Origin of the sequence: Alteromonas sp. Mac1, from assembly GCF_001562125.1 — a bacterium.
Taxonomy (GTDB): Bacteria; Pseudomonadota; Gammaproteobacteria; order Enterobacterales; family Alteromonadaceae; genus Alteromonas; species Alteromonas stellipolaris.
The window spans coordinates 3,813,079-3,837,027 of the sequence record NZ_CP013932.1 but is presented as its reverse complement, the minus strand read 5'-3'; the positions used below and the strand labels follow the sequence as shown (position 1 = coordinate 3,837,027).

At 42.8% G+C, this 23,949-nt stretch carries 18 protein-coding genes; 14 read left to right on the top strand and 4 right to left on the bottom strand.

Annotated features, from left to right (window positions below):
* Positions 1–54: 54 nt before the first annotated feature.
* Positions 55–780 carry an HAD family hydrolase gene (locus AV939_RS16335; protein WP_057789593.1) on the top strand — a complete coding sequence of 242 codons (726 nt, stop codon included), beginning with the start codon at positions 55–57 and terminating at the stop codon, positions 778–780.
* Positions 781–851: 71 nt separating this feature from the next.
* Here the strand turns inward: AV939_RS16335 and AV939_RS16330 are convergent, their stop codons facing one another.
* Complete coding sequence (locus AV939_RS16330; RefSeq protein ID WP_057789594.1) at positions 852–1,271, bottom strand: BLUF domain-containing protein; 420 nt, start codon at positions 1,269–1,271, stop codon at positions 852–854.
* A gap of 84 nt (positions 1,272–1,355) precedes the next feature.
* On the opposite strand from AV939_RS16330, the gene AV939_RS16325 reads away from it, so the two are divergent.
* From AV939_RS16325 to AV939_RS16285, 9 genes are all read left to right on the top strand, one after another.
* Entirely contained in the window at positions 1,356–3,155 is a 1,800-nt protein-coding gene (locus tag AV939_RS16325; protein WP_057789596.1) for a sensor histidine kinase, read from the top strand.
* Between the two features lie 85 nt (positions 3,156–3,240).
* Complete coding sequence (locus tag AV939_RS16320) at positions 3,241–4,449, top strand: M24 family metallopeptidase (RefSeq protein ID WP_057789598.1); 1,209 nt, start codon at positions 3,241–3,243, stop codon at positions 4,447–4,449.
* A gap of 233 nt (positions 4,450–4,682) precedes the next feature.
* Positions 4,683–7,862, top strand: a complete 3,180-nt coding sequence (locus AV939_RS16315) for a CHAT domain-containing protein (RefSeq protein WP_158443224.1) — start codon at positions 4,683–4,685, stop codon at positions 7,860–7,862.
* Entirely contained in the window at positions 7,859–8,443 is a 585-nt protein-coding gene (locus AV939_RS16310) for an RNA polymerase sigma factor (RefSeq protein ID WP_057789603.1), read from the top strand. The genes AV939_RS16315 and AV939_RS16310 overlap by 4 nt, the downstream gene beginning before the upstream one ends.
* Before the next feature lie 113 nt (positions 8,444–8,556).
* Complete coding sequence (locus AV939_RS16305; RefSeq protein WP_057789605.1) at positions 8,557–9,183, top strand: hypothetical protein; 627 nt, start codon at positions 8,557–8,559, stop codon at positions 9,181–9,183.
* Positions 9,184–9,206: 23 nt separating this feature from the next.
* Complete coding sequence (locus AV939_RS16300) at positions 9,207–9,878, top strand: hypothetical protein (RefSeq protein WP_057789607.1); 672 nt, start codon at positions 9,207–9,209, stop codon at positions 9,876–9,878.
* 205 nt (positions 9,879–10,083) lie between these two features.
* Positions 10,084–12,261, top strand: a complete 2,178-nt coding sequence (locus AV939_RS16295; RefSeq protein WP_057789609.1) for a hypothetical protein — start codon at positions 10,084–10,086, stop codon at positions 12,259–12,261.
* The gene (locus AV939_RS16290) at positions 12,258–12,974 is read left to right on the top strand and encodes a hypothetical protein (protein ID WP_057789611.1); all 717 of its coding nucleotides are present in this window, start codon (positions 12,258–12,260) and stop codon (positions 12,972–12,974) included. The genes AV939_RS16295 and AV939_RS16290 overlap by 4 nt, the downstream gene beginning before the upstream one ends.
* Positions 12,975–12,982: 8 nt before the next feature.
* Positions 12,983–14,134, top strand: a complete 1,152-nt coding sequence (locus AV939_RS16285; RefSeq protein WP_057789613.1) for a hypothetical protein — start codon at positions 12,983–12,985, stop codon at positions 14,132–14,134.
* 133 nt (positions 14,135–14,267) lie between these two features.
* Here the strand turns inward: AV939_RS16285 and AV939_RS16280 are convergent, their stop codons facing one another.
* Positions 14,268–14,624, bottom strand: coding sequence for a RidA family protein (locus AV939_RS16280; RefSeq protein WP_057789615.1), 357 nt, complete (start codon positions 14,622–14,624; stop codon positions 14,268–14,270).
* Between the two features lie 41 nt (positions 14,625–14,665).
* Complete coding sequence (locus AV939_RS16275) at positions 14,666–15,748, bottom strand: ADP-ribosylglycohydrolase family protein (protein ID WP_061093599.1); 1,083 nt, start codon at positions 15,746–15,748, stop codon at positions 14,666–14,668.
* A gap of 224 nt (positions 15,749–15,972) precedes the next feature.
* Between AV939_RS16275 and AV939_RS16270 the strand changes: the two genes are divergently transcribed.
* The 3 genes from AV939_RS16270 (at position 15,973) to AV939_RS16260 (ending at position 19,969) form a co-directional block, all read left to right on the top strand.
* On the top strand, positions 15,973–17,016 hold the full coding sequence (locus tag AV939_RS16270; protein WP_057789617.1) for a CDP-glycerol glycerophosphotransferase family protein: 1,044 nt from the start codon (positions 15,973–15,975) through the stop codon (positions 17,014–17,016).
* 237 nt (positions 17,017–17,253) lie between these two features.
* Positions 17,254–18,372, top strand: coding sequence for an adenosylhomocysteinase (locus AV939_RS16265; protein WP_057789618.1), 1,119 nt, complete (start codon positions 17,254–17,256; stop codon positions 18,370–18,372).
* A 331-nt stretch (positions 18,373–18,703) separates the two neighbouring features.
* Positions 18,704–19,969 (top strand): GGDEF domain-containing protein, encoded by a 1,266-nt coding sequence (locus AV939_RS16260; RefSeq protein ID WP_057789620.1) that lies wholly within the window; start codon positions 18,704–18,706, stop codon positions 19,967–19,969.
* Positions 19,970–19,980: 11 nt separating this feature from the next.
* Here the strand turns inward: AV939_RS16260 and AV939_RS16255 are convergent, their stop codons facing one another.
* On the bottom strand, positions 19,981–20,238 hold the full coding sequence (locus AV939_RS16255) for a hypothetical protein (RefSeq protein ID WP_057789622.1): 258 nt from the start codon (positions 20,236–20,238) through the stop codon (positions 19,981–19,983).
* A gap of 272 nt (positions 20,239–20,510) precedes the next feature.
* On the opposite strand from AV939_RS16255, the gene AV939_RS16250 reads away from it, so the two are divergent.
* Positions 20,511–23,654, top strand: a complete 3,144-nt coding sequence (locus AV939_RS16250) for a WD40/YVTN/BNR-like repeat-containing protein (protein WP_057789624.1) — start codon at positions 20,511–20,513, stop codon at positions 23,652–23,654.
* Positions 23,655–23,949: the final 295 nt, after the last annotated feature.

The following is a 23,949-nucleotide window of genomic DNA, read 5'->3' as shown; positions in this document are numbered from 1 at the left end:
TGTGAACAACAGTAACTCGCCAATGTGTAAGGTATAAGATACAAGGAAACTCAAATGGGCAGCAGTAAAACGTCCCAACCAGGAATTGATATTCAGCTGGTTATTTTCGACTGTGATGGCGTATTAGTCGATAGTGAAGTGCTGTGTAAACGCGTCATCATCGCCATGTTGGCTGATTTAAAAGTCGTGGTTTCAAGCGCTTACTTTGACGAACACTTTCTGGGAAAAAGTTATGAATCTGCACATAGACAGATTTTAACCGACTTCAACATTTCGCTTCCTGCTGAGTTTAGAGATAACTACCTAACCGCGCTATTAAAGGTGTTTGCTGAAGAGTTACAAACTACGCCCGAGCTTAACAGTGTGCTCGCCGGCTTAAATGTCAGAAACTGCATTGCAACCAGTAGTAGCCCAAAGCGGGTTGCGTTTGCACTAGAAAAAACAGGTCTTCTTCCTTTTTTTGAAGGGCGCATTACAACAAGTACAGAAGTTGTAAATGGGAAGCCAGCCCCTGATATATTTTTACTTGCGGCATCAAAAGTAGGTGTTAAGCCTGAGCATTGTTTAGTTATCGAAGACTCAGAAGCGGGTATTCAAGGTGCACTAGCTGCTGATATGCAGGTGGTGAAATATACCGGCGCGAGTCATTTTAAAGGTGTACTGCCAACTAGCGCAGATAAGAATGAACCAATTAGCGCAGATAAGAACGACAAGGTATCGTCGATTTCTCATTGGTGTGAGTTTTTCAATCTGTACCCAAATTTAAAAACAACTGACTAGGCAAAGCGTTAAGTTAAAGCCTAAACCTCTGATATTAAACAGTCGCGAACGATCGCGAAATGTGATTAACATTACACCTTTTGCTGATGTGCTGAAAGGTGCCTGAGCAAGGCATAAATTTGCTTTGGGGGAAGTTTAGTGGGTTCAAACTCGGTTTGTGATAATCGAGCAAGTAATTCAGTGAAAATTGGCGTACTGCCAGCGTAACCCATATTCCACTCGGTAAAAGTGGGCTTATCGATATATTCGTAACTGGTGATAATGACATCCGAATGTCGAGCATCATCTGAAATATGAAAAAATAATTCATTAACCGCTTCGCGCTCACCTTCCAGGGCTTGTACAAAATAGCGGTTGTCGTAGCAGAGCATCCCGCAGATCCCTAAAGACTGATTATTCTTACGGGCATAAGTTAAGATATCTTTCATGTCTGAAAGCGACATATCTCGGGTTGCCGAACTCAAATAAATTAAGCGCACGATATTTTTCATAGAGTTATTAATACTCCTTTTTGCAAAAACAAACTATAAGTTTATTAAGAATAAATAGAGCAAAAGGATGAAATCTTCAAATCAATGGTGAATTCTAATCTGCCTCAAATGGCAATGATATACACTAACGCGCCATCTGAGTTGGCTGAGTTTTTACCCGAAGGCCTCAACACTCACTGTTATTCATCAGCCAAAAAGCTAAAAAAAGCACTGCGTTCCAATACGCCAGACAAATTGTTTTTCCATATTAATGATGCACAAAGTGAATCGGATAGTATTGAGATCGTACACTACGTGCGAACGTCATTAGCATCGCATAGTAGCACCTTGGTTATTTGCGTGAGTGATGCAGTTTCTACCACACCAAGTGAAATAATGAATAAGGCGGATGTGGACGATGTTATCCGCTTAAATAAGGAAGACGCTACGTTTGTACAACGTAAAATAGCGCGCATTATTAAGCGCATTATCATTAGCAAAAAGCATCTAATGGAAAAAGATGCGCAAGTGAATATGCTCACCTCGGTGAATCGATTTTCCCATCAACGTCAGAACATTCAAGCGTTAATCGCATCCTATGCAGAAGCGTTGCTGCAATTTTGTGGTGGACATAGTGGTTTAGTGGTTACTCCCGCTAAAGTTACCTGTGTACCCACTTCCCAGCCCTCTATCAGCCCGAGCGAACTTGAAGCTGTAGATGATGATACAAAGCGATATATCATCAACCTAGCCCTGCAATGTAAGGCCCCCGTGGTTAACTTGTCGCCTGAGCTTGCACCTATGCGCGCATTAATCGATATATTGCCAAACCCAGTGGCGAGCTACTTAGTATTTCCGTTGATTGTGTACAACAATAATTTGACGTCCATTATTTGTTTCATAAGTGAAGAGGCGCTAGATAGCGTATCTACCACGCAGCTAAACGTTATGCGTGACGCTTCCTTGCAGCTTAAAATAATATTAGAACGTCGATTTGCCGAATCGCGAATGGCCACGCATTATCAGCGTTTAAAAGAAACCTTGGCCGAACTGAAAGTAACCCAAGATCATCTGATTCATGCAGAAAAAATGGCTTCTGTTGGTCATATGGCAGCTGGGATTGCCCATGAAATAAATAATCCGTTGGCATTTGTTATCAGCAACTTCGACCCCCTAGATCATTACGTAGAAACGCTAATCAGCATGGTGGATTTGCACGAACAGCTCATTCAATCTATTAACGAAATTGAGCAGCCAGTAAGTCAGAAGCTCACCCAATCAATACAAAGCTTTAAACAAACCAGTGATATTGATTTTGTGACCGAAGATATAAAAGCGCTTGTTCATGATTCAAAAGAAGGTCTACTGAGAGTAAGGGATATCATTAGTGACTTGGGGAGCTATTCTCGTAAAGAATCACTTGAGAATCAGCTGCTAAACCTCAGTGAAGTAACCAAAGAAACCGTTCGAATGCTCAAATATGAATTGAGTGATGATGTTGAAGTACAATTAGCTATTGATAGTGATATTAGGATAACGTCACATAAAGGGTTCATCCAACAGATAATCGCCAATTTGGTTAAAAATGCGATTCAAGCCCACGCCACGTCAGAGAAGCAAACTCAGCATAGAGTCATCAAAGTCAGTGTTGAAGAAAAATCGGAGTTTGTACTAATAAATGTTTCAGATAACGCGGGCGGTATAGCAGAAAAAAGTCGTAAACATGTTTTTGACCCTTTCTTCACTACAAAAGACGTTGGTGAGGGAACAGGCATGGGGTTGTCTGTCTGTTTTAATTTGGCGAAGAAAATGCAAGGAACGTTGGCACTTGCCCCTGTGGATGAATCGAGTGAATTAGACACCACATTTACGCTTAAATTACCCAAGCAGGTAGGGGGGGAATGATCCTCTGACTGGCATTCTCGACTTTTCATTTCAGTGTTGTACAGTGCACCTGCTTCATCGACGAATATAATTATAAGGGCAGGTAATGACAACACTTATTGGCGGGAAAACAAAGGAAGAAGCGCTGGGCAGTCTTTCAAATATGACTAGCGATCTAACGCCTATTCAAAAAAGTGAATACTTATCTCGAATAGATAAAGCTCAGCACTATATGCAGCAAAATAGTATTGCTGCGCTGTACCTTAATGCCGGCACTAACTTGTCTTACTTTACGGGTATGCAGTGGTATGCCAGTGAACGTTTAGTGGGTGCTATTCTTCCTGCCTCTGGTGATGTTATCTACGTAGCACCTTATTTTGAAATTGACTCCCTTGAAGAGCGTAAAGTGATAAACGGCGACATTATTGGGTGGCAAGAGCATGAAAGCCCTTATGCACTCTTTGCTCATTTACTGGATGAAATTGATACTGCTGGTGGCAAGAAAATCGCAGTAGATGAATCGACCCAATTCTTCGTTGTTGACGGGTTTAATAAAGCTATTCCAGAAGGCGCCAGCATTATTAATGGCGCAGAGATTACTGCCCACTGCCGAATGCACAAATCAATAAATGAGCTTGCACTTATACAGCGTGCTATGGATATGACCCTTGCAGTGCATAAAGCTACAGCCAGTATGCTCTATACAGGAATTACTACCACAGAAGTGGAAGCCTTTATCAATGATGCCCACAAAAAAGTAGGTGCTAATGGCAATTATTTTTGCATTGTACTTTTTGGTAAAGCAACGTCATTTCCACATGGAGTGAAAGACCCGCAAGTGTTGAAAGATAACGACTTGGTGCTTATTGATACGGGCTGTAAGGTGCATGGGTATTTATCTGATATCACGAGAACCTACTGTTTTGGTAAGCCAACGGAGAAGCAAAAGGCGATGTGGGAAAGTGAAAAACGCGCGCAGTACGCCGCATTTAATGCAGTAAAGCCAGGCGTACCCTGTGGAGATATTGATAAGGCCGCGCGAGACAGTCTAGCGTCCGATGGCTTAGGTCCAGATTATAATCTCCCTGGTTTGCCCCATAGAACAGGTCATGGCATTGGTATGGACATTCACGAGTGGCCATACTTGGTGAAGAATAATCCATACCCTCTGGCACTAGGTATGTGCTTTAGCAATGAGCCCATGATAGTGGTCCCTAATGAGTTTGGTATTCGTTTAGAAGATCACTTCTATGTATCTGACACTGGCGCAGTGTGGTTCACTGAGCCTAGCAAAGCTATAGATGAGCCTTTTTAAAGACAGAGTAGACGAATTTTACGTTCTGCCAGTTTTGTTAGAAAAAGGAAAAGCCAACGCTGAGTATTAAATCCTGCTGATATGAGGTGACTTGAGTGTTCAAATAAAATAGTGTACTTTTTGAACAATACTTTGGTGGCGTAAATGCATGTATGGAAACTCTAAGCGTCTCTTTTCTCAAAAGATCAGTAGCTTTGCTATGTGGTTTTCCTTTCTTTATTTCTATGCTTTATATGTTTTCTTTTTCTGGATGGGCGGAAGAAAATACATTGATTCCTACCGTGACAGTATCGGACGCTACCACGGCGAATTTCCAATTAAGCCTTAATGAAAAAGCAACGTTTAGAGTTATCCCTACAACGGGAGGGGCGGTGCTTATTAAAGCAACGCAATCAGTAGCAAATGTTCGCTTAGCGCTTTATGGCGATGAATATAAAACTAGCGAGCCCTTACTCACCCTTGATATTCCAGCCGCCTACAGACAACCTGAATATTTACTCTTCGATGCGAACGACTGTGTCATTTGTTACGTTGAAATAGATACTTCGGCATCATCGCCAACGCAAGGTCGCAGCGATATCCTATTTAGCGCAATTGGTACCGGATTGGACGCTCGCAAGAATTTCTACAATGCCATCCAATTGGCTTCATTAACATGGTCTGCGGCAGAAAATCAGCTTGCAGAGATGGAGTATAAAGAAGCCTTACACGATGTGCGTTCCCACTACGAAAAAGCAGAGAATATTGCAACATCGTTAGAAGATCACTCTCTCATTGTTTTCAGTGCCTATATGCAATCCATAGTGAGCCACTACCTTGGAGAATACGACAATCAAGCTGATTTGCTGAAACGTATTCTACAGCAGACATCTATCCCTCAATCCTACCTTATCAAAGTTAACATGGATTTAGCGAGTTACTATATTTATGAGGAAGGTGAATTTGATACCGCAGTGGCGTATTTAAGCATTGTGTTCGACCATCTAAATTCTGGGCACTATCCCTTGTTGTATGCAGAGGCGAAAGAGTTAGAAGCGTCAATAGAAATTGAAATAGGAAGCTATTTGAATGCCGTAGCGGCCTTTGAAGAAACCAGCAAAATTTTCTTAGAACAAGGTGATGTGTCAAATGCTATTAAAAGCATGACCTCTTTAGGTTGGCTGTTTTATCACACGGGCGATTTTAACAACGCCATGCAGCAATACGTTCTCGCCAAGAAATTAGCAACCCAAATTTCAGATAACTACGCAATCACGAACTTGCATATCAAACTCTCGGGTGTATATCGACAACTAGGCAATATCGAGCAAGCCAATCATCATGTTACTCAGGCGCTAAAGCTAAGCGGTAGGTTTAAGCATGCATATTTAGATGCGTGGGCTAATGTAGAAAAAGCGAAGCTTCTGCAGGCAACGGGGCAGTATATTTATTCGAAGGATACGTTTGATATAGCAAAGCGCAGATTTTTTGAATTGAATGCCTCAAAGGGGGCGAGTGAAATCGACTTTTTTGTTGGTTTACTCAACATGCAACTTGGAGAGCATCAACAGGCGAAAGAGCGGATAGAGAGTTACTTGTTTAACACTGACGGAATTGCCACGGATTATGAGCATGCTATTGCTGCTTCAAACCTAGCACATGCCCTTACGTTACTTGGTAACAAAGATGAGGCAATGAAATATCAGGAAAATGCGTTAAATGTTCTGATGCAAACGCAAGATATTCGGTCAATTGGCTTAGCACAAATACAAATGGCCACGCTGCATGCATCCATGGGTAACTTCGAAAATGCTGAAACCTATTTTAATAAAGGAACGAGCAAACTTATTCAAACGCGCTCCACGCTATCACAATTAGACAGTACATATGCCTATGCCAATGAAATAGCCCAAATTAAACCAGTACTTGCACTACAAATAGGGCGTGATATTAGCGAGCAGATCGATGCTATTTTTTCAGAAATAAAGCGAACTGATTTACGTAGGGGGTATTTCTCCACCTATCAGAAGGTGGTCAGTTTGCTGATTCGTGTTGATAACTCACTTTCTGCAGAGCAGAGCTTATTACTTGCTGAGGCTGCGCGATCACGAACCATAGGGTACGGTCTTTACCGCGACAATAGCACTAATAACGACATTCAACGTGAACAAAAAAAGCTCAATCAAAAACAGCAGGTGAAATTGATTGAGCTTAGTACACAAATTGAAACACAGCAGAGAAAACAGACCATCAGAGAGATACGGGCATTGTCAGAAGCGTTATATCAGCTTGAGAGTGACAATTATGTTGTTCCGCAGTCTACCGCTAAATTTTCGGCCAAATCATTGGCCCAACTTCAGCAGTCTTTAACAGAGCATGACATGGTGTTATTTATCGATACCGCAGAAGTAGAGTCTAGGTTGTGGTTTATTGATCAGCAGCAGATTGTAAGCTTTAAGAGTGAACATGAGCGTTTTTTTAGTGAACGTGTGGGCGCTGTACTGAATGTGATATCGCAAAAACTGCCTTTGCGTAAAATGCGTAAAGAGGTGGCAGAGCTACGCAATACACTTTTTCCTAGCAATGCAGAGTCTCTATTCAAAGGCAAAACGAACTTAATTGTAATACCGGATGGCGCGTTAACCCGTTTACCATTTTCGTTACTGCCAGCATCTTCTCCCGCGCAGAGCGGCTGGTCAGTAAGCTATCAACATTCTTTGAAAAACATAGTAGATTCGAGAAGAGATAATTACGCTACCGCTGTGGATGAAGGCAGTATTCTTGTTGTGGCAGACCCTTTAATGAAGACTATGCCAAAAGACCAAAGCAGCCCGCTAGGCTATGGTTTTCAGTCTTCCTCATTGCCTTATACAGCAAAAGAGGCAAGTTACATAAACGAGTTCTCTGCTCAACCGATAACCCTTCTAAATAAAGGTAAAGCCAGTAAACAAGCGTTAGCAGAATTAGATTTATCTACCTTTAATATTGTGCATATGGCGACACATGGGTTAGCAAATAATCAAGTGCCTGAATTGGGTGGACTCGTTTTATCAAACGATTCAAGTGCAGACAATTTGCTGTTTGCCTCGGAAATCAGGCGGCTTAGGCTAAAAGCTCAACTTGTTGTGTTAAGTGGTTGCGAAACTACCCAAGGACACTTGATAGAGGGCGAAGGCATGCTTGGTTTAACCCGCGCCTTCATCGAAGCTGGAGCACATAGTGTTATAGGCAGTTTGTGGCAAGTACAAGACGATGCAACCGCGATGCTGATGAAGGAGTTTTATCGTTATTTACTACAACATGAATTACCCATCTCTGAAGCATTAGAAAAAGCGAAAGTGGCGGTGAAAAATCACAAAAGAAAAAATGGAACTCACCCGTGGCGATCGCCCTATTACTGGGCGGGATTTGTTTTACATGGTAACGCGGCATGACTGAGTCTGAGAGCGTTATTGCTACCGCTTTAGTAAAAGGGATTTTAGCGGGTGATGCTGCCGCAGAATTACAAATGATAGAGCGATATAAAAGGGGGTTACGTTATGTGCTTCGGCGAAAGTGTCACGACCTTGATTTGACCGCAGATATTAGTCAAGAAACGTGGCGTATTGTTATTGAACGTATTCGAAATAATGAGCTACGTGAACCAGCTAAGTTGTCAGCGTTTATTCTTCAGACGGCCAAAAATCAGCTACTGATGCATTTTAGAAAAAATGACATTAAGCGCCAACAAACGGGTATGGGGGAAGCGTTGGAGTCTGAGTATTCCGGCCCGTCAACACAATCGCCCGAGGATGCGCTAGAACGACATAATTTAGGCTTGCTTGTTCAAACGGTTATTAAAGAGTTGAATACACCGAGAGATAGAGAATTACTCCATCGTTACTATATACATGAACAAGATAAAAGCCTGATTTGTAATGAACTAAATGTTAACGCTAAAAACTTCGACAATGTGCTTTATCGCTGTAAACAGCGGTTTAAAACGCTGTGGTTAGCGGTAATGGAAGATAACTGATATGAATTTCACTGAGAGGTTTGGCCTAGTTAGTGCACAAGACGTTAGTACACAAGAGCATAGGCATTTCACAAACAATAGACCCAGAGTACTCATGGTTAGGAGTTTGCGCAGTGAAGCAAGATGAAAGAATAGAGCGGTATGTGCTAGGTAGAATGACACCGAGTGAAGAAGCGGAGTTTGAAGCTTATTTTTTGTCTAACCAAGCGTGTTTAGATCAACTAGAGCTTACAGAGCGTTTGTACAAAGGAATGCAAGCAAACAGTGTTGATAATATAACGCCTATGCAAAGCAAACCTCGAATGTGGAAACAGCCTATTCCACTTTGGGCCGCGGCAGCTGCAATGATTCTCGTTTTGTTAATGCCTACGCCGTTCAATACCTCTCAGCGCTTAGCTCCGAATTCCGATTTAAATGTTTATCGCTTAGAAATGGCTAACGTTCGAGCTTCAGAATTTGATGCGGTTAAGGTGACTCAATCGGACAGCCAGCTCGTGTTTGCAATCTACGTTGATACTGAAATACCTGAATTTGATTACCCCAGCTATGGGTTCACGTTAACTAATCAAAAAGGAGAGCAAGTGTTCACGACAAGCGCTTTACATTTAACCTCTACAAGCGAAATTTTCATAAACATGGGATTACAGCACGTCGAATCAGGAGTATACGATTTTGAAGTGTTGGGCTACAACGATATGACAAAAACACCACTGCATAGTGGATTAATACAATTTAATTAGTCAATGACTAGGAGCGGACCCTAATGACTTTATTCAATAAAATGGTATCAAGTGTAGGACTGACATTATTACTTTTAACATTACTTGGTTGTTCGCATGACAATAAAAAGTGCGAAGATGACGTAGAATGCATGCTATCGAAAGTTACAGCGAGTTATAAGGTCGAATTTTTAGGTAATGATAAAACTACCCTTAAGGCGGATAACGCCTCCCAATCACAACGAGCAAACGCATTGGGAGCTCTAATTGTAGATAAAAGTGGCGGTGCTTTAGCGCTTAAAGATACTTGTGAGTTAAATTCAGAAACCCCCAACACGCCAAGACCTGACATTAGTATTGGATTTACAGACGTTAATGGAATTCACCAAGATAGCATTGATGACATCAGCTATAACGGAAATTGCTATCAGGTTTATGAAACGGTTAACTTCACGGTTCTTTATATACCGACATTAGATAACCCGAAACATGGAACCGAAGTTGCTAAACTCGTGACAGACCATCCCCATTCTATGCAGATATACGTTTATCACGGTGATAAAAATTCGATGACTTACCGTGTCTTTCACAGAGATAAGCAATTTAGTAATGACGGAGCTCATAATCACGATGGCGATGGTTCACACTCGCATGATAAAGAAAAAAATCAAGTTCTGAAGCACAATACTACCCATGGTGGTGGTATAGGTACATAGGTACCGCAACCGCGAACTAGCTAGCAGTATTCTTACATTGTAGTTGCGCTGGGCTAGAAGTTAAGCCTGGCTCAGCTAAACCCCCTTTTTATTATCCCGTCATTTGTATTCTCTCACCTAAATAAAAAGTTTTATTTAGGTGAGAGAATAATCAATGTGCATGCACTGCTCCTATATACCAATAAAAATGGATTGTGAGGGCAACATGAACGTGATTAATTCCGATTCCTATGCCAAATTTGGCAAGTCGTTTAACCGAAACAAAAAAGCTAGTCGAATATCGGCAATGTGTATTTTAGCAAGCTCTCTGTTTGGCTGTACTACTTTTCCTTATGTTGAAGACCCTCGCCCCGAATACACAAGAGCGTGCACAATGTGTGAGTCACGCGAAGTAGAGCTTCAGCGGGCAATGGCTTACGTCGATTACACTTACGACGGCTATCGCAGAAAGCTTTTAGAAGATGCAAAGCAAAGCCAAGAATTAAGCCAAGGCCTGATTGCTCTTGGCACAGTAACATTGGGTTTAGCAGCATTCGAGGCCAATATTGATACGTTCAAAGCGGCGGGGTTGCTCGGAGGGGGCGCCTATCATTTAGGAACGGCAAATGAAAATGTTGGCAGGCGTGCACAGTATATTGCTGGTATGCGAGCAATGGTGTGCATAAAAGATATTGTTAGCCCTATGGTGGGAATTACTAGCAATTATCAGCATATTCAAAAAAATGCCGAACGGCTTCGTAGCGCAATGGACGAGTACGCCATAGCGGCGGGAGACTTGACCAATAACATGAACCAACTCGTTCTCTATAATGACGCCACCAAAAGCTTAAAAGCGGCAGCGCAGGCGCAATTAAAGGTGATAGACAGCGACAGAGAACGGGCCGCAAAGCTACTTCAAAGCACCAACACCTTGCTTGCAAAGTCCTCCACGATTGGGCCTAGGGTATTTGCGCAAGTGGATAACATTCGTGTAGCCGTTGATGAAGCCTTAACGTCAACATTGGCGAGTACAGATAGTATCGGTTCGCAAATAGCTGCATTGAGTGATTACGCACAATATTTTACGCCCGGGCTAGACTTCGCTCAAATACTACAAACAACACTCGCTAGTTCGGAAGGTTCCAATACGGATACTGTTATCAATAAAATGTTAGCGCAGGCGATGGGGGACTTCGATAAAAAAACCAAAGAGAACGCCGAGAATGCTGAGAACGTTAAAAATGCGATTATAGGCGTTTACGAAAAAGTCATTTCTAACATCAGTGTTGCCATGGGGAAGATGCAAGCGAAGCGTCAAATTATGTTGGCAAGAGCCAGCGAATTGAATGGTTTGTTGGCGATGCCCCTCAATTTAAATGAAACTACGTTTAAATCTTGTGGCGCCCTTACTGATAATATTACTACTCAGCTAAAACTCGATCATTCCTCATTAGAATTCACACAGGGCACTATTCAAACGGCCACTGTTGAAGTATCCGGTGGAACAAAGCCTTATTCTGCACAGCTAACTAAAATGCCTAACTCATCGGTAAATGTTGCGACGGTGGCAGGAGGCTCTGGAATTATCGTTACGCTTACTAGCGAGGCAAAGGCGGGTGAAGTCTTTACGATTAAAGTGAAAGATAGTAGCACTCAGCACGCCATTATTAACGTATCGATTAAAGAGCCAGTTAAAAAAACTGAAAGTGATGCTGCGAAAGAGAACGTTACAGAGGCACCACAAGCAGCGTTGAAAAACTGCGAAAATAGCAAAACCACTACATGGAATGAAACCTTCGGTGTTATTGGCTACCCGGTAATGGGAACACATGCGAATGGTATTGTTTTGGAAAACCCCGCTTTATTAGGAAGCACTATATCAGGAGAAATAGCGCTTACTGGTCAGTTTTCTCTCCCCCCTGAGGCGAAGAATATAGAGGCGGTTAAAAGCGCATTGCTCGCGAAGCTCGCCACCGACCCTCTACTAAAAAGTCTACATTGTAAAAACATTACCAGTAACGACAAACTAACGCCTCATGCAAGCTTAGCAAATGCCTTGAGCTCAACCCCTGATGTTTGCAAAGCCGATGACGATGTAGGAAGGCTACAATGTGCATTACGCACGCCAATGGAAGCTGGAGATTGCGGTGACGATTTTACGTTAGCCTACTCGAATTTTAGTCAGGGCATACTGACCGTAACACTGCGTGACCTAGATTCAATTTGCCCAACACTTTATGTAGATAAAGTAGAGGATTTAGCCGCTCAAGCAAAAGTGACGATTAACAAATCACTTAAGCGGTTTACAGGGGGGAATACATTAAAATACAGCGATTTGAAGTTCAGTAATCATGAGGAAATAAAAGCCAAAATTGACGGTTTACAAGAGGGGAAAGTGCAATGAGTTATATAAAAGTCATTGATACTAAAAAGTCAAAATACGATCAAGGCAGTGCTGTTGCATTAATACGCCGTACCCGAAAAAACCTATCCGTTGAGCACTATCTAGTGAGTTGTTTCCACCTATTTGGATTATTAGCGAGAAACATAAAGCAGCCTTGTCAGCAGGCCGTCATTGAGCATGACGGAAAAGTGATTGCCAATTATAAAGGTATTTGCGGGAGTATTGCGCCGCTGGGCACTGATACTTGGAGCTTCGATGTCGCATTTGCAAAAGTGGAGCCAAAGAACCTAGCGCTCGCGCGCAATGCGATTCCCGGACCAGTACCAACAAAAATACTGTATTACATGGATGAGTTGCCAAAGACTGCCATCATGCACAGTCCGCGGGTCAAAGCCACTGACTCTAATGACACTGAAAGTAAAATCACCCTATCTAATGTATGCGCTAAAAGGGGCAATCAACAAATTGTTTCCTATGGGCCCGAGCTTAACCGTCTTCAGGCAGTTCATCGCCTTATTGTAAGCTACGATGGAGAGACCATGGCTGGTGATAGTGGTTCACCTGTTCTTAGTGATGATGGAGATACACTGTTGGGCATGCATATCGCTGGGAATGGGAGCAAGGGCTATATGCTTCCTGCTGTCGATTTTATTCAAAATGCCAACCGGTTTATTCCTGAATTTAAAAACGATACTTTATCTTTAGATTTGTGAGGTGAGTTATGGATTATCTTGATACCGCTATAGTGCTGACCTTAGTGATCATTACCGTTGCTGAGTTTTCAGCACTGACTACAGATAAACTCATGTCTATGATTGGCTCTCGAACCCGTGGCTACGACTATTGGTGTGAATGTGTAGTTGAAGAAGTCCGGTTGTCTTTAATACATGATGTCGATTTTACTGCAGCGCAAAGCGCACATGTGCTAGAAAAGCTTAATATCTTAATGGCATATGAGCGTGAAAAAGCAAAGCCATATTTAAATAGGTCAGTATTGTTGAATAATATTTTATCGACAGCCAGTAAAGTGTCAGCACCAAAAATGGCGGATAAATTAGCGCAAGTATTACCCGATAGAATAGCAAAATGCGATCATAGTGCCACAAGTCGATTTCGTTTGAGGACTGGCGTTAAAGTGGCATGTGTTGCCACCATTATTGCCTTGGCATTAAATATCAGCAGCTTGTCATTGATAAATGAGCTTGAAAATACTGATGCCGATGATTTGATCCGTCTTCAAAGTCAAATTGAGAGTTTAAACACTAGGCTTGAGGCAGAGGACGACCCGACTAACGCAGGGGCGATAATGATTGAGTTAAGAAGTAGGTTAAATCAACGCTCTGATTTAGAGAGTAAAACATTTTCAGTTGGTCCCATAGCGCCAGGTATAAATCGAATGTCTATTGAATGGATTTTCGGCTGCGTGCTCACGGGATTGCTCGCAGGGTTAGGTGCGCCATTTTGGCGTCAACAATTAAGCAGGCTGATGACGCTGAAAGACCTTAAAGAGCAAGTTTCTGTAGATAAATCGGTGGGCCTTAATGATAGTGAGGTGCCAGAGAATCAATGGGGGGACGCCTCAGTCGGCGACGCTTCACTCAATGAATCTGCAATCAAAGACTCCGCAATAAATGTACCTTCCGGTGTAACCGGAAAATTCATTCCAACAAATATAAGTTGGGATCCCTTAAGCAATCAAATTGACTTGGACGTCATTGCACAAGGAAAGCCAGAGCGCGTATACATGCCTGAAGAATTAGTGCATACATTACGTTTGAGATTGGCCCCTCAATATAATGCAAATCTTGCAGCGGTAAATATAAGACCAGAATCACTGAAGAAATTGGCGAACAGTTTTTTTTCCAGTAACTAAAGTGAGTTTACTGCGTAGGCTGCTTCATTTAAACATGAAGGTTGCGCACCTTTGAAGTTCGCCTCTAATGTGTCTTGATGGCGAGTGGTAATTAATTCAAAGGTGCAACAAAGCCTAGAACAAGCGCTATGGCCTATTCACACTTCTCAGCCGCGACTACCGTTATTTCAACCAACAAAGCTTCACGAGCCATGTTAGCGGTAACGCAAGCGCGAGCTGGGGCATGCCCTTCTGGTACCCAGTTATCCCAAACGGCGTTCATCTCGGCAAAGTATTTCATGCTTTTGATGTAAATAGTGGCAGATAAAATATGTTCTTTATCGCTACCCGCTTGTGCTAGCAAGGTATCCACTTTATCTAGCATAGTTTGGGTTTGTTCGGTAATACCTTGGGTAGCATCTGCGCACACTTGGCCGCATAAATAGATAGTGCCGTTATGTTTTACTATACGGCTCATACGCTGTTTTGTTTCTATTCGCTCTATGGTCATTGCTAAGGTGTCCGTGCTTTTAATCTAAAAGTTTAAATGGTTTATTTTTCATTTCTACAAGCTTGCTGAATTTCATGCCCTAACTCTTCTGCATCAGCAAGTTGTTCAAACATGTCGCGAATTGGCGCGCCTTCAATCAAACCCATGAGTGTACCTAATACAAAACCACGGTGCACGTTATCCCCTCCTACATTGGCGTTGGCTGTGAGTGCTTTTTTCCCATCGGCAATGTAGCGGTAGGCAAAATACAGCACACTAGGCCATGCATCAGAAATGTAGCATGCGGGAGAGAATTGACGGCCCACTATTTCGATATCACTTTTATTCTTGGCAACTAGCTTTGCCAAAGACAGATGATTCCCCCGTAAGGCAATATCTTCAATTATGTCTTGAGGAGATTCATTCGTGCGGTAGAGCAATCGATAAAGCAGCTCGACATAATAGTCACACACTACACCAAGCGCGTCACTGGGGTGAGTTAAATACAAATGGCTTCTGCATAGGTTTTTAATATCATTCAGGTCATCACCTTTTAAAGCGCAGGTAAGCGCTAAAGGCCCAATGGTAACAAGGCCACCTATAGAAGCCGTATCGTGGGTAACTGCGGCGCATTTATCGGCAGGTTTACCGTCTACTAGATTCGCAAAAAAGCCCCTATGATACGATTCCGCGTAGGTATCTGGGTGGGCGGGCTTGTCTGCGCACAACAGCTTAATGTACCCATCTAAAAAAGCAGCTTGTTGATATTGCAGCGCTGCAACGCTAAGCACCACCCTTGCACAATGGGCATTCAGGGTATTTTCACCCGCCTTCATACCCTGATGATAATGCTGGTTAGCACCAGTCCAATATTGTCGTTTACCCTTTAAGATAACATCGCCCACAATGTCTTTCTTTTCCTGCTTAGATACTTTGGACCGCCCACCTTCGCTGGTGGAATGCAAAGACATGATGGAAGATGGATGAAATGATGGCGCGTCTTCGAACTGCTGAATACCGCCGGGGAAATCTTTTAAAATGTCCGCAGGGTTATAATACCAATGTACTGGCATTGCCAAAGCGTCAGCAATAAATGCATTTTTTAGCGCCGCGATTACCCGTGATTTATATAATTCAGATGACACTTAGTTTTCCCCTTAAAGACTAATGCACTCATTGGTTTTGTCTAATACGCAACAAGTAAAATAACATCGAATGATTAGAGGGTTTAATACGTGGTTTGATTGAATATTGATCGCAGAGTGGGCGTTTCTAAAAGCCATTTGCTAAAAAGTGACAGTCTCATTACTATTCTTTTTTTGGTTTGAATTTTAGTGTGGGTTTTAGTTTGAAAATAAAGGGTAAAGATATGCATGCATCGCCATCAAGTACCGCGGGGAAACCTTTAAACTTCCTGTTGTATGTAGAGCAAAATTACTCCTTCGATATTCTTCGACCCATACAAAATGAAGCGAAAAAGCACGGTCATCAGGTTAAGTGGTTGGTGGTGGGAAATGATGCGTCTAAACACTTTTTACATGAAAATGAGCAGGCATTAGCTTCTATTGAACAAGCTATAAGCTTTAAACCTGATGCGGTGTTCGTCCCCGGAGATAGAGTGCCCAATTTCATCCCCGGCATTAAGGTGCAGGTCTTTCATGGTCTTAATGAAAGCAAACGAGGCAATGTTTACCCTGAACGAGGGTTGTTCGACTTATATTGTACTGAAGGGCCTGAACGCACGGGTACGTTAACACGCAGTAATAAAGGCCATTACAATGTGGTTGAAACTGGGTGGGTTAAACTAGACTCATTATTCCAATATCAATCGACAGAGCATTTCGATAAACCGCAGGTGCTATTTGGTTCCACTTTCTCTGCTTCCTTGTCTTGCGCTGAACTCGTCTATGAAGAGGTAAAGCGATTAAGTCAAAACGGGAGTTGGCAGTGGTTAGTCACATTGCACCCCAAAATGGCAGTGTCAACGGTTGAAAAATACAAAGCGTTAGAAAGTGAAAACCTAATGTTTTTTGAAAATAATCAAGTCATCGAAGCGTTGCACAGAGCGGATGTGATGATTTGCGATAACTCCTCTATTTTCCAAGAGTTCTTATTATTAAATAAGCCTGTTGTTACGGTAAACAACCGCGACCCACTCGATTGCTTTATTAACATCACAGAAAGCAACGCGCTTGAGGGCGCAGTAAAACAAGCTTTGTCACCATCGCCTGAACTTATCGATAGTATTAAAAAATACGGGCCATCAATAACACCCTACCTAGATGGAAAGTCGTCTCAACGCGTGGTGAAAGCGGTTGAAGAAATGGTGGGTAGCCATTGGGTTGATAAGAAGCCTAGAAATCTATTAAGAAACTTTAAAATCAGGAAGAAACTAAAATATTGGAAGTTGTGATCAGGGCGTTCGATTTAGCGCGCTTTTGACAGAGCGCCTGATCGGCAAGCGCTAACTTGAACCTTTCACCCAGAATAACTAGTTACAGCATTAGACATAAAAATGGATGATTGTGAAAACTAATTTCATGTAATTCAAGGTCTTGTTTCCATAGGTTAGTTCAACATTGATAGTTGTAGAGCAAAGATATTGTGGCGTACTATAGCGTTTTCTCCTTTTCGACATTAAGACTTCTCTATGTATCAAGATTTTCAAGCTGAGCTTTCCTGGGCCAGTTTACACATGCCGCGCACCCGTGAAGCTATTTCCTCTCTTCCCAGCTTAGACGGCATTAGGCTAGCCTGTAATATGCACCTTGATTTAAAAATGGCCCCTTTGGTTGAAGGGCTATTATCTCGTGGATGTGAGGTGTTTCTGACAACCTGTAATCCCACTACAGTTCAAGATGACGTAGTGAAGTATTTGGTAGATAAAGGGGCTACGGCTCACGCATGGCGAGATATGAGCAACGCCGATTGGTCAGATTCTTTTGATAAAGCATTAGCTTGGCAGCCAACCCACTTGTGTGAAATGGGGGCCGATTTAACCACGCGTCTGCATGAAAAAGTGCAAACGAATGAAGCTGTTCCAAGCATTGTTGCGGGCTTAGAGGCGACAGGTTCAGGTATTACGCGATTAAACGGTATGCAGCCCGAGTATCCTATTTTTAACTGGGACGATTTACCCGTTAAAGAAGGCTTACATAATCGCCATATGGTGGGCTTAAGTGCATGGCAAACGTTTTTCCAAACCACACATCTTACCCTGCATGAAAAAGTAGTAGTAGTCATAGGTTATGGTTTAGTAGGGCAGGGCGTTGCGGCATCTGCAAAAGCTTTTGGTGCACAAGTGCAAGTGGCAGAGCTAGACCCTGCTCGTGCGCTACAAGCTAAATATGATGGCTGGCCGGTGGTTGATTTGGGCATTGCGGTAAAAGATGCCGATGTTATTGCTACTGCCACAGGTGGTTACGGCGTGGTAAGTGCGAAACATCTGGATGCGATGAAGGAAGGCACCTTCATATTAAATGTTGGACATGTGGCGCAAGAAATTGATGTGCCTTATCTTAAAGAGCATGCCGTCCACAGCGAGCCAATGCCTTACGTGAATGCTTATACTTTGAATGGCAAAACCCTATTCTTACTTGCAGATGGTTCTATGTTCAATCTGACAGCAGGCTATGGTGATAGCTTGAATGCCTTTGACGTAACCTTGGCCGTAATGGCTGCAGGCATTGGGCATATTGTAGGGGAAGGTAGTACCCACCAAAATGGGTTATATTTACTACCTGAAAAAGCATGGAAGGCGGCGCTTTAAGGCGCCCCCCTTATCATTGTTGATAAGAGGGACAAGGAGGGCAAGGGAGACAAGAGGCAAAAGAGGCGTTGATAAAAAAGGGTATCTAAAAAAGAAGGACCTCAACTCATTGAGGAAGCGTGAGATAAATCCTCGATCCCCACCAATTACTTAATAAACAAAGTTTCCTATACAAAGAGTAAGCGGACTGAGTGCTTTTACGCTAACATACTCGTAACATGTTAGCGTAGACACTAAATTTGTGTTGCCCTTTTGCCATAAGGTATTGCTTACGCTAGGGCGCTTACATAAATTACATAACGACAGGGAGTTGGGGGTATGGGAAAATAGTATGGTTCAAGCATCTTCTATCCCTTTGTTTATTACTGCCAGTATCTGCTTACTTTTAAGCTTTTTCTTTTTGCTTTTATATTATCGTTTGACCTCTCGGCATGAAGAGTTCGTGAAGTATTACCTGATTTTTGCGCTTTCAGCGTTAACCAGTGGCATTTTTTTTGGTGCCTTTGCGGTGCTCGTTAACTCAAGCAATAACCTTATTTATCTTAGTATTTCTAACCGTATAACCGTTATTGCGGCAATGTTTACCATAGTGCTGAGCTTGCATTTCTACGTTGCTTTTTTTCAATACAAAGTGCCCACCTTTCTGAAATGGTGTTACGTCATTTGTGGTGCCTTTTCCTTGTTAACTATGGTGCCTAACCAGTACTTTCTGAGTAATGCTTTCTACTCAACATCTCAGTACTACACAGGCTTAAAGTACGGTGTGTTATTCCAGTTGTGGGGGGCATGGATATTAGTTCTCGCCGCCTATTGTATTTTCATACTCGTGAGAGTGTTTAATCGCCAGCGTGTTAGGCAAGAAAACAGTAATACGAATACAGTGTTATTACTGCTGGTGGCTAACATCGTGTGGGTGATCACAGGCCTTTGCGATACGTTTACGGGCATTCAAGTTGTAGATGTACCCCCATTGAGTTGGATAGGCTCATTTTTAGTTACTTCCTGTATTGCGTGGGTTTTGGTTTTGCATATAGATGAACTTTATGAAGAAAGACGCTTGCTTAGCAATCGTCTTATGTATGACCATTTAACCCAAGCATTCTCACGTAGTTATTTAGAGATACGTTTATCAGAAGCCGTCAACTTAATGCTACGTAAAGAGTTGAATTGGTTATCAGTATGCGTATTCGATGTAGATGATTTTAAAAACATTAACGATCAATACGGGCACGCAAACGGTGATGCGTTGCTCACCCAAATTACGAATATTATCAAAGACAATATTCGTCAGTCTGATTGCATCGCTCGGTTAGGCGGGGATGAGTTCGTCATTTTATTTGCTAGCAAACAAGATGAGAATTCTGCGCCTACGACTGTCGAACGTATACGAAAACGTATTGCTGAAACAAGTTTCGGGAAGGGAGATTGTTCATTTAGTGCGTCTTGTTCGTTTGGCATAGTCAGTGTTACCCCAGACCAGCTAACGATGGCCGATTTGCCGAACCAAATGTTATCAAGCGCAGATGAAGCCTTGTATAGCGCCAAGCATAAAGGAAAAAATGCTGTGGGTATTGCTACTCTCAGTGATTTATCCTGACCCTACAGAAACTAGTCGACATCCCCCGTTTCGTTATCATCTTGGTTTATGTCTTCTTGTCCGCTTTTTTCTTGCTTGGCCTCGGTAACCATTTCGATAGTGTGCTGCACTTTGGGGTCGGGTAAAATCATCTGCATCAACATACCAAATACTATTGCTGCACCTTTTTGTTTTCTGGCCCATAAATACATAAGGACAAAGAAGCCTACAACAAAAGTGAAACCTACAAATACGCTAAGTGCAAACAAGGTATCGCTAAAAAAATCCATATTGCACTGCTTTTTCCATTTCCACTTTCACTTCCAATTCCACTTATATGGATAGATGCGACAAGACGCAGTATTTGTCGTACCAATTAAAATCCCTTCTCTGTGCTTTAATGGTAATGTTTAAAAAAAACACAAGTGCATGAACTCATTAAGGCAATGCGAAAGACTAATAAATTAAATATTTAAGCCTTTACCGTATGGCTAAATACGTTGCACTATATAAATCATAAGAACCTATCCTTAATAAACCACTAAATATAAAAAGGCCTTCAATGATGACATTACGGCGAACACTAGCCGCTTTAGTAGTATCTATTAGCACGCTGGTTAGTCTCTCTTTTCCTGCAATTGCGTTAGAAGATACCGTTAACCCGAAGCTTTTCGATAAAATGGAATATCGTAATATTGGCCCTTTTCGTGGCGGTCGCTCTGTTGCCGTTTCTGGTGTTGAAGGTAACACTAACCTTTATTACATGGGGGCCGCAGGTGGCGGTGTGTGGAAAACAGATAACGCCGGTTTGTCTTGGAAACCCTTGTCTGACAAGCACTTTGAAGTAGGTAGTATTGGTGCTATTGCTGTTGCGCCTTCCGATCACAATGTTATTTATGTTGGCACAGGGGAAGGGCCTATTCGAGGTGTAACTACCAGCCATGGTAAAGGTGTATATAAGTCTACCGATGCAGGTGAAACCTGGGAGCTAGTCGGTTTAGAAAACCGTGGTCAAATTCCCAAAATTCGCATTCACCCCACCAATCCAGATATAGCGTGGGCGGCTGTTCAAGGTAATATTTGGGCGCCAAATGAAGCGCGCGGTGTATTTAAAACTACCGATGGCGGTAAAAGCTGGAAGCATGTGCTTAAAGTTAATGCCGACACGGGCGCTGCAGATTTAGCACTCGACCCGTCTAACCCACGAGTGTTGTACGCCAGCATGTGGCACCACGGAAGAACGCCATGGTTTGTAAAATCAGGTGGCGATGGTGGTGGCATTTATAAATCCACTGACGGTGGCGAAACTTGGGATAAACTAGAAAAGGATTTACCCAAGCTTATCGGAAAGGTGGGAATAGATATTTCGGCCTCTAACCCTAAGCGCGTTTACGCCATTATTGAAGCTGACAAAGGTGGCTTGTACCGCAGCGACGACGCTGGCGCTTCTTGGCAGTTAATGAATGGCGACAATATTCTTAAAGCCAGAGCCTGGTATTACAATCATATTAAGGTCGATCCTAACGACGAAAACACCCTGTATGTGATGAACGTACAGTTGCATAAATCTATTGATGGCGGCAAAACCTTCGAAATAAAATCACTGCCACACGGTGATACCCACGATATGTGGATAAACCCTGAAAACAGCCTAAATATGATTAATGCCAACGACGGTGGGGCAACCGTGACCTTTGATGGTGGAAAATCATGGTCTAGTATTTATAATCAGCCAACTGCGCAGTTTTACCGTGTAGTGACTGATAACCTTGAGCCCTATCATGTTTATGGTGGTCAGCAAGATAACACGACTATGGCTACCCCTTCCTCTACATGGGATAGCGGTATTGGTATAGCCGAGCAGTTCGCTGTAGGTGGAGGAGAAAGCGCACATATCGCGTTTGATGCAGACAACCCCACGCTTATATACGCCACCACTATCAATGGCACATTAACCGAGTTCAACAAAGACACCGGGCTTACTCGTCCTATCATGCCTTACCCTGAATATGTGTTTGGGCGAAACGCACGAGATCAGAAATACCGTACCAACTGGAATGCGCCGGTATTGGTGTCGCAACACGACCCGAAAACCGTGTACTACGGCACACAAATGATCTTGAAAACCACCGATCGAGGCGTCAATTGGCAAGAAATCAGCCCAGACTTAACGCGCAACGATGCCGAAAAGCAGGGCTTGAACGGCGGACCTATCACCAATGAACAAGCAGGTGCGGAATACTACAATACGGTTTTCTATATTGCTGAATCGCCAACAAAGGCGGGTGAACTATGGGTAGGTGCAGATGACGGCAAATTACATTTAACCACAGATGAAGGCAAAAACTGGAAAGACATAACGCCTCATAAAAAAGAAGCTCAGGTTAATGCTATTGAGCTAAGCGTTCATACTGAAGGTAAAGCCTATGTAGCCGTAACCGGCTATAAATTGAATGACTATAAGCCCTATATTTATAAAACGGAAAACTATGGAAAGCGCTGGACTCGTATAGATAAAGGCCTGCCTGAAGATGCGTTTGTACGCGTGGTACGCGAAGATAAGCAACATGAAGGTATGCTGTTTGCGGGTACAGAAAGCGGCATGTTCGTTAGTTTCGATGATGGTGATAACTGGCAGGAGATGGCGCTTAATTTACCGCCTGTCGCAATAACCGATATGCAAGTGAAAGGTGATGACTTAGTTGTGGCGACCCAAGGGCGTGGCTTCTGGATTTTGGATGACATAAACCCGCTACGTGAAGTCAGTGGTTCATTACATAATGAAGCGCTGTTTCAATTTAGCCCTGTTGATGGTGTGCGTTTGTTGTCAGGCGGCAATATGAGTGGCCAACCAGAAGCGAAAAACCCCGCTCGTGGTGCCACCTTTCGTTACTACTTAAAAGATGAGCTTGAAGAGAGCGACAGCCTTCGCATCGATATTTTTGATTCTAAAAATCAACTTGTGCGCACGTTATCGTCAACCGCAGATGCGTTTGAAAAGTGTGCTAAGGGTAACGAAGATGCACGAAGCCCGTTGAAGTTTAAACACCCCTCTACAAAAGAAGGCTATAACCAGTTTGTGTGGGATTTACGTCGTTCACCTTTGCATTGTATCGATAATGTAAAACTGTTCGGTGGGTGGAAAGGCGCTAGGGTAATGCCTGGCGACTATAAAGCGACTATTACGGTGGGCGAGCACTCTCAAACCAGAGCCTTTAAGGTGTTACCTGATCCAAGGGAAGAAGCTAACGCTGCCCAATTACAGGTTGTAGAGCAAAGTATTCAGGCCAGTGAAGCTTTATTGAACGAGCTATTTGAACATCTGCAAAAAGCCCGTAACGTGCGTGCAACACTAAATGGGGTCACTGAGTCGAATGTGGTACTAGCCAGTGAAGTATCGGCATCTATCGACCGTATTGTCAGTGCTATTGATGATTGGGAAGCATTGGTTATTCAACCTAAGCATCAAACATTCGAAGATGATATTAACTGGCCTAACATGCTAGATAGGCAAGTGCGCTTTTTAATGGATAACTTCGATAGAACTGGCGCGCCCGCGCAAGCTGGAGCAGTGCAGCGTTTAGAAGATTTAGAAGCAAGATGGCAAAAGTACAAACTGCAGTTAGAAGTTTTATTTAAAGAAAACGTTAAGCCAGTAAATAAAGCGCTTGCTGAAAAAGGTGTTTACGACTTAGACAGTTTGTAGGCTGCTTGTAAGCCGGCTAAGTCCATAAAGTATGGCCCGCAAAATAGAGTGTGTAAAACAAGGCGCGTTAATTGAGGCGCGTTAAATATGTGCTTTATACAAGGAAGGTGTTCGATAGCATTATCGAGCGCCTTAATTACAGCACGTGCACTGAGGGCTCTACCTAAAGCGTTTAGACACCGTAAACGTTTTACTTAACACGGTAGATTATCTCTACTCATCATACGATTACAAAAAAAGCCGACCTAGCGTCGGCTTTCATTTTCTTTGTCGCGTTTTTAACTGACAGTAACAT

What these genes read in the sequence shown, in the direction of transcription:
- AV939_RS16335 (WP_057789593.1), top strand. Translation starts at nt 55, where the DNA reads ATGGGCAGCAGTAAAACGTCCCAACCAGGAATTGATATTCAGCTGGTT.
- AV939_RS16330 (WP_057789594.1), bottom strand. Translation starts at nt 1,271, where the DNA reads ATGAAAAATATCGTGCGCTTAATTTATTTGAGTTCGGCAACCCGAGAT.
- AV939_RS16325 (WP_057789596.1), top strand. Translation starts at nt 1,356, where the DNA reads ATGGTGAATTCTAATCTGCCTCAAATGGCAATGATATACACTAACGCG.
- AV939_RS16320 (WP_057789598.1), top strand. Translation starts at nt 3,241, where the DNA reads ATGACAACACTTATTGGCGGGAAAACAAAGGAAGAAGCGCTGGGCAGT.
- AV939_RS16315 (WP_158443224.1), top strand. Translation starts at nt 4,683, where the DNA reads ATGTTTTCTTTTTCTGGATGGGCGGAAGAAAATACATTGATTCCTACC.
- AV939_RS16310 (WP_057789603.1), top strand. Translation starts at nt 7,859, where the DNA reads ATGACTGAGTCTGAGAGCGTTATTGCTACCGCTTTAGTAAAAGGGATT.
- AV939_RS16300 (WP_057789607.1), top strand. Translation starts at nt 9,207, where the DNA reads ATGACTTTATTCAATAAAATGGTATCAAGTGTAGGACTGACATTATTA.
- AV939_RS16295 (WP_057789609.1), top strand. Translation starts at nt 10,084, where the DNA reads ATGAACGTGATTAATTCCGATTCCTATGCCAAATTTGGCAAGTCGTTT.
- AV939_RS16290 (WP_057789611.1), top strand. Translation starts at nt 12,258, where the DNA reads ATGAGTTATATAAAAGTCATTGATACTAAAAAGTCAAAATACGATCAA.
- AV939_RS16285 (WP_057789613.1), top strand. Translation starts at nt 12,983, where the DNA reads ATGGATTATCTTGATACCGCTATAGTGCTGACCTTAGTGATCATTACC.
- AV939_RS16280 (WP_057789615.1), bottom strand. Translation starts at nt 14,624, where the DNA reads ATGACCATAGAGCGAATAGAAACAAAACAGCGTATGAGCCGTATAGTA.
- AV939_RS16270 (WP_057789617.1), top strand. Translation starts at nt 15,973, where the DNA reads ATGCATGCATCGCCATCAAGTACCGCGGGGAAACCTTTAAACTTCCTG.
- AV939_RS16265 (WP_057789618.1), top strand. Translation starts at nt 17,254, where the DNA reads ATGTATCAAGATTTTCAAGCTGAGCTTTCCTGGGCCAGTTTACACATG.
- AV939_RS16260 (WP_057789620.1), top strand. Translation starts at nt 18,704, where the DNA reads ATGGTTCAAGCATCTTCTATCCCTTTGTTTATTACTGCCAGTATCTGC.
- AV939_RS16255 (WP_057789622.1), bottom strand. Translation starts at nt 20,238, where the DNA reads ATGGATTTTTTTAGCGATACCTTGTTTGCACTTAGCGTATTTGTAGGT.
- AV939_RS16250 (WP_057789624.1), top strand. Translation starts at nt 20,511, where the DNA reads ATGATGACATTACGGCGAACACTAGCCGCTTTAGTAGTATCTATTAGC.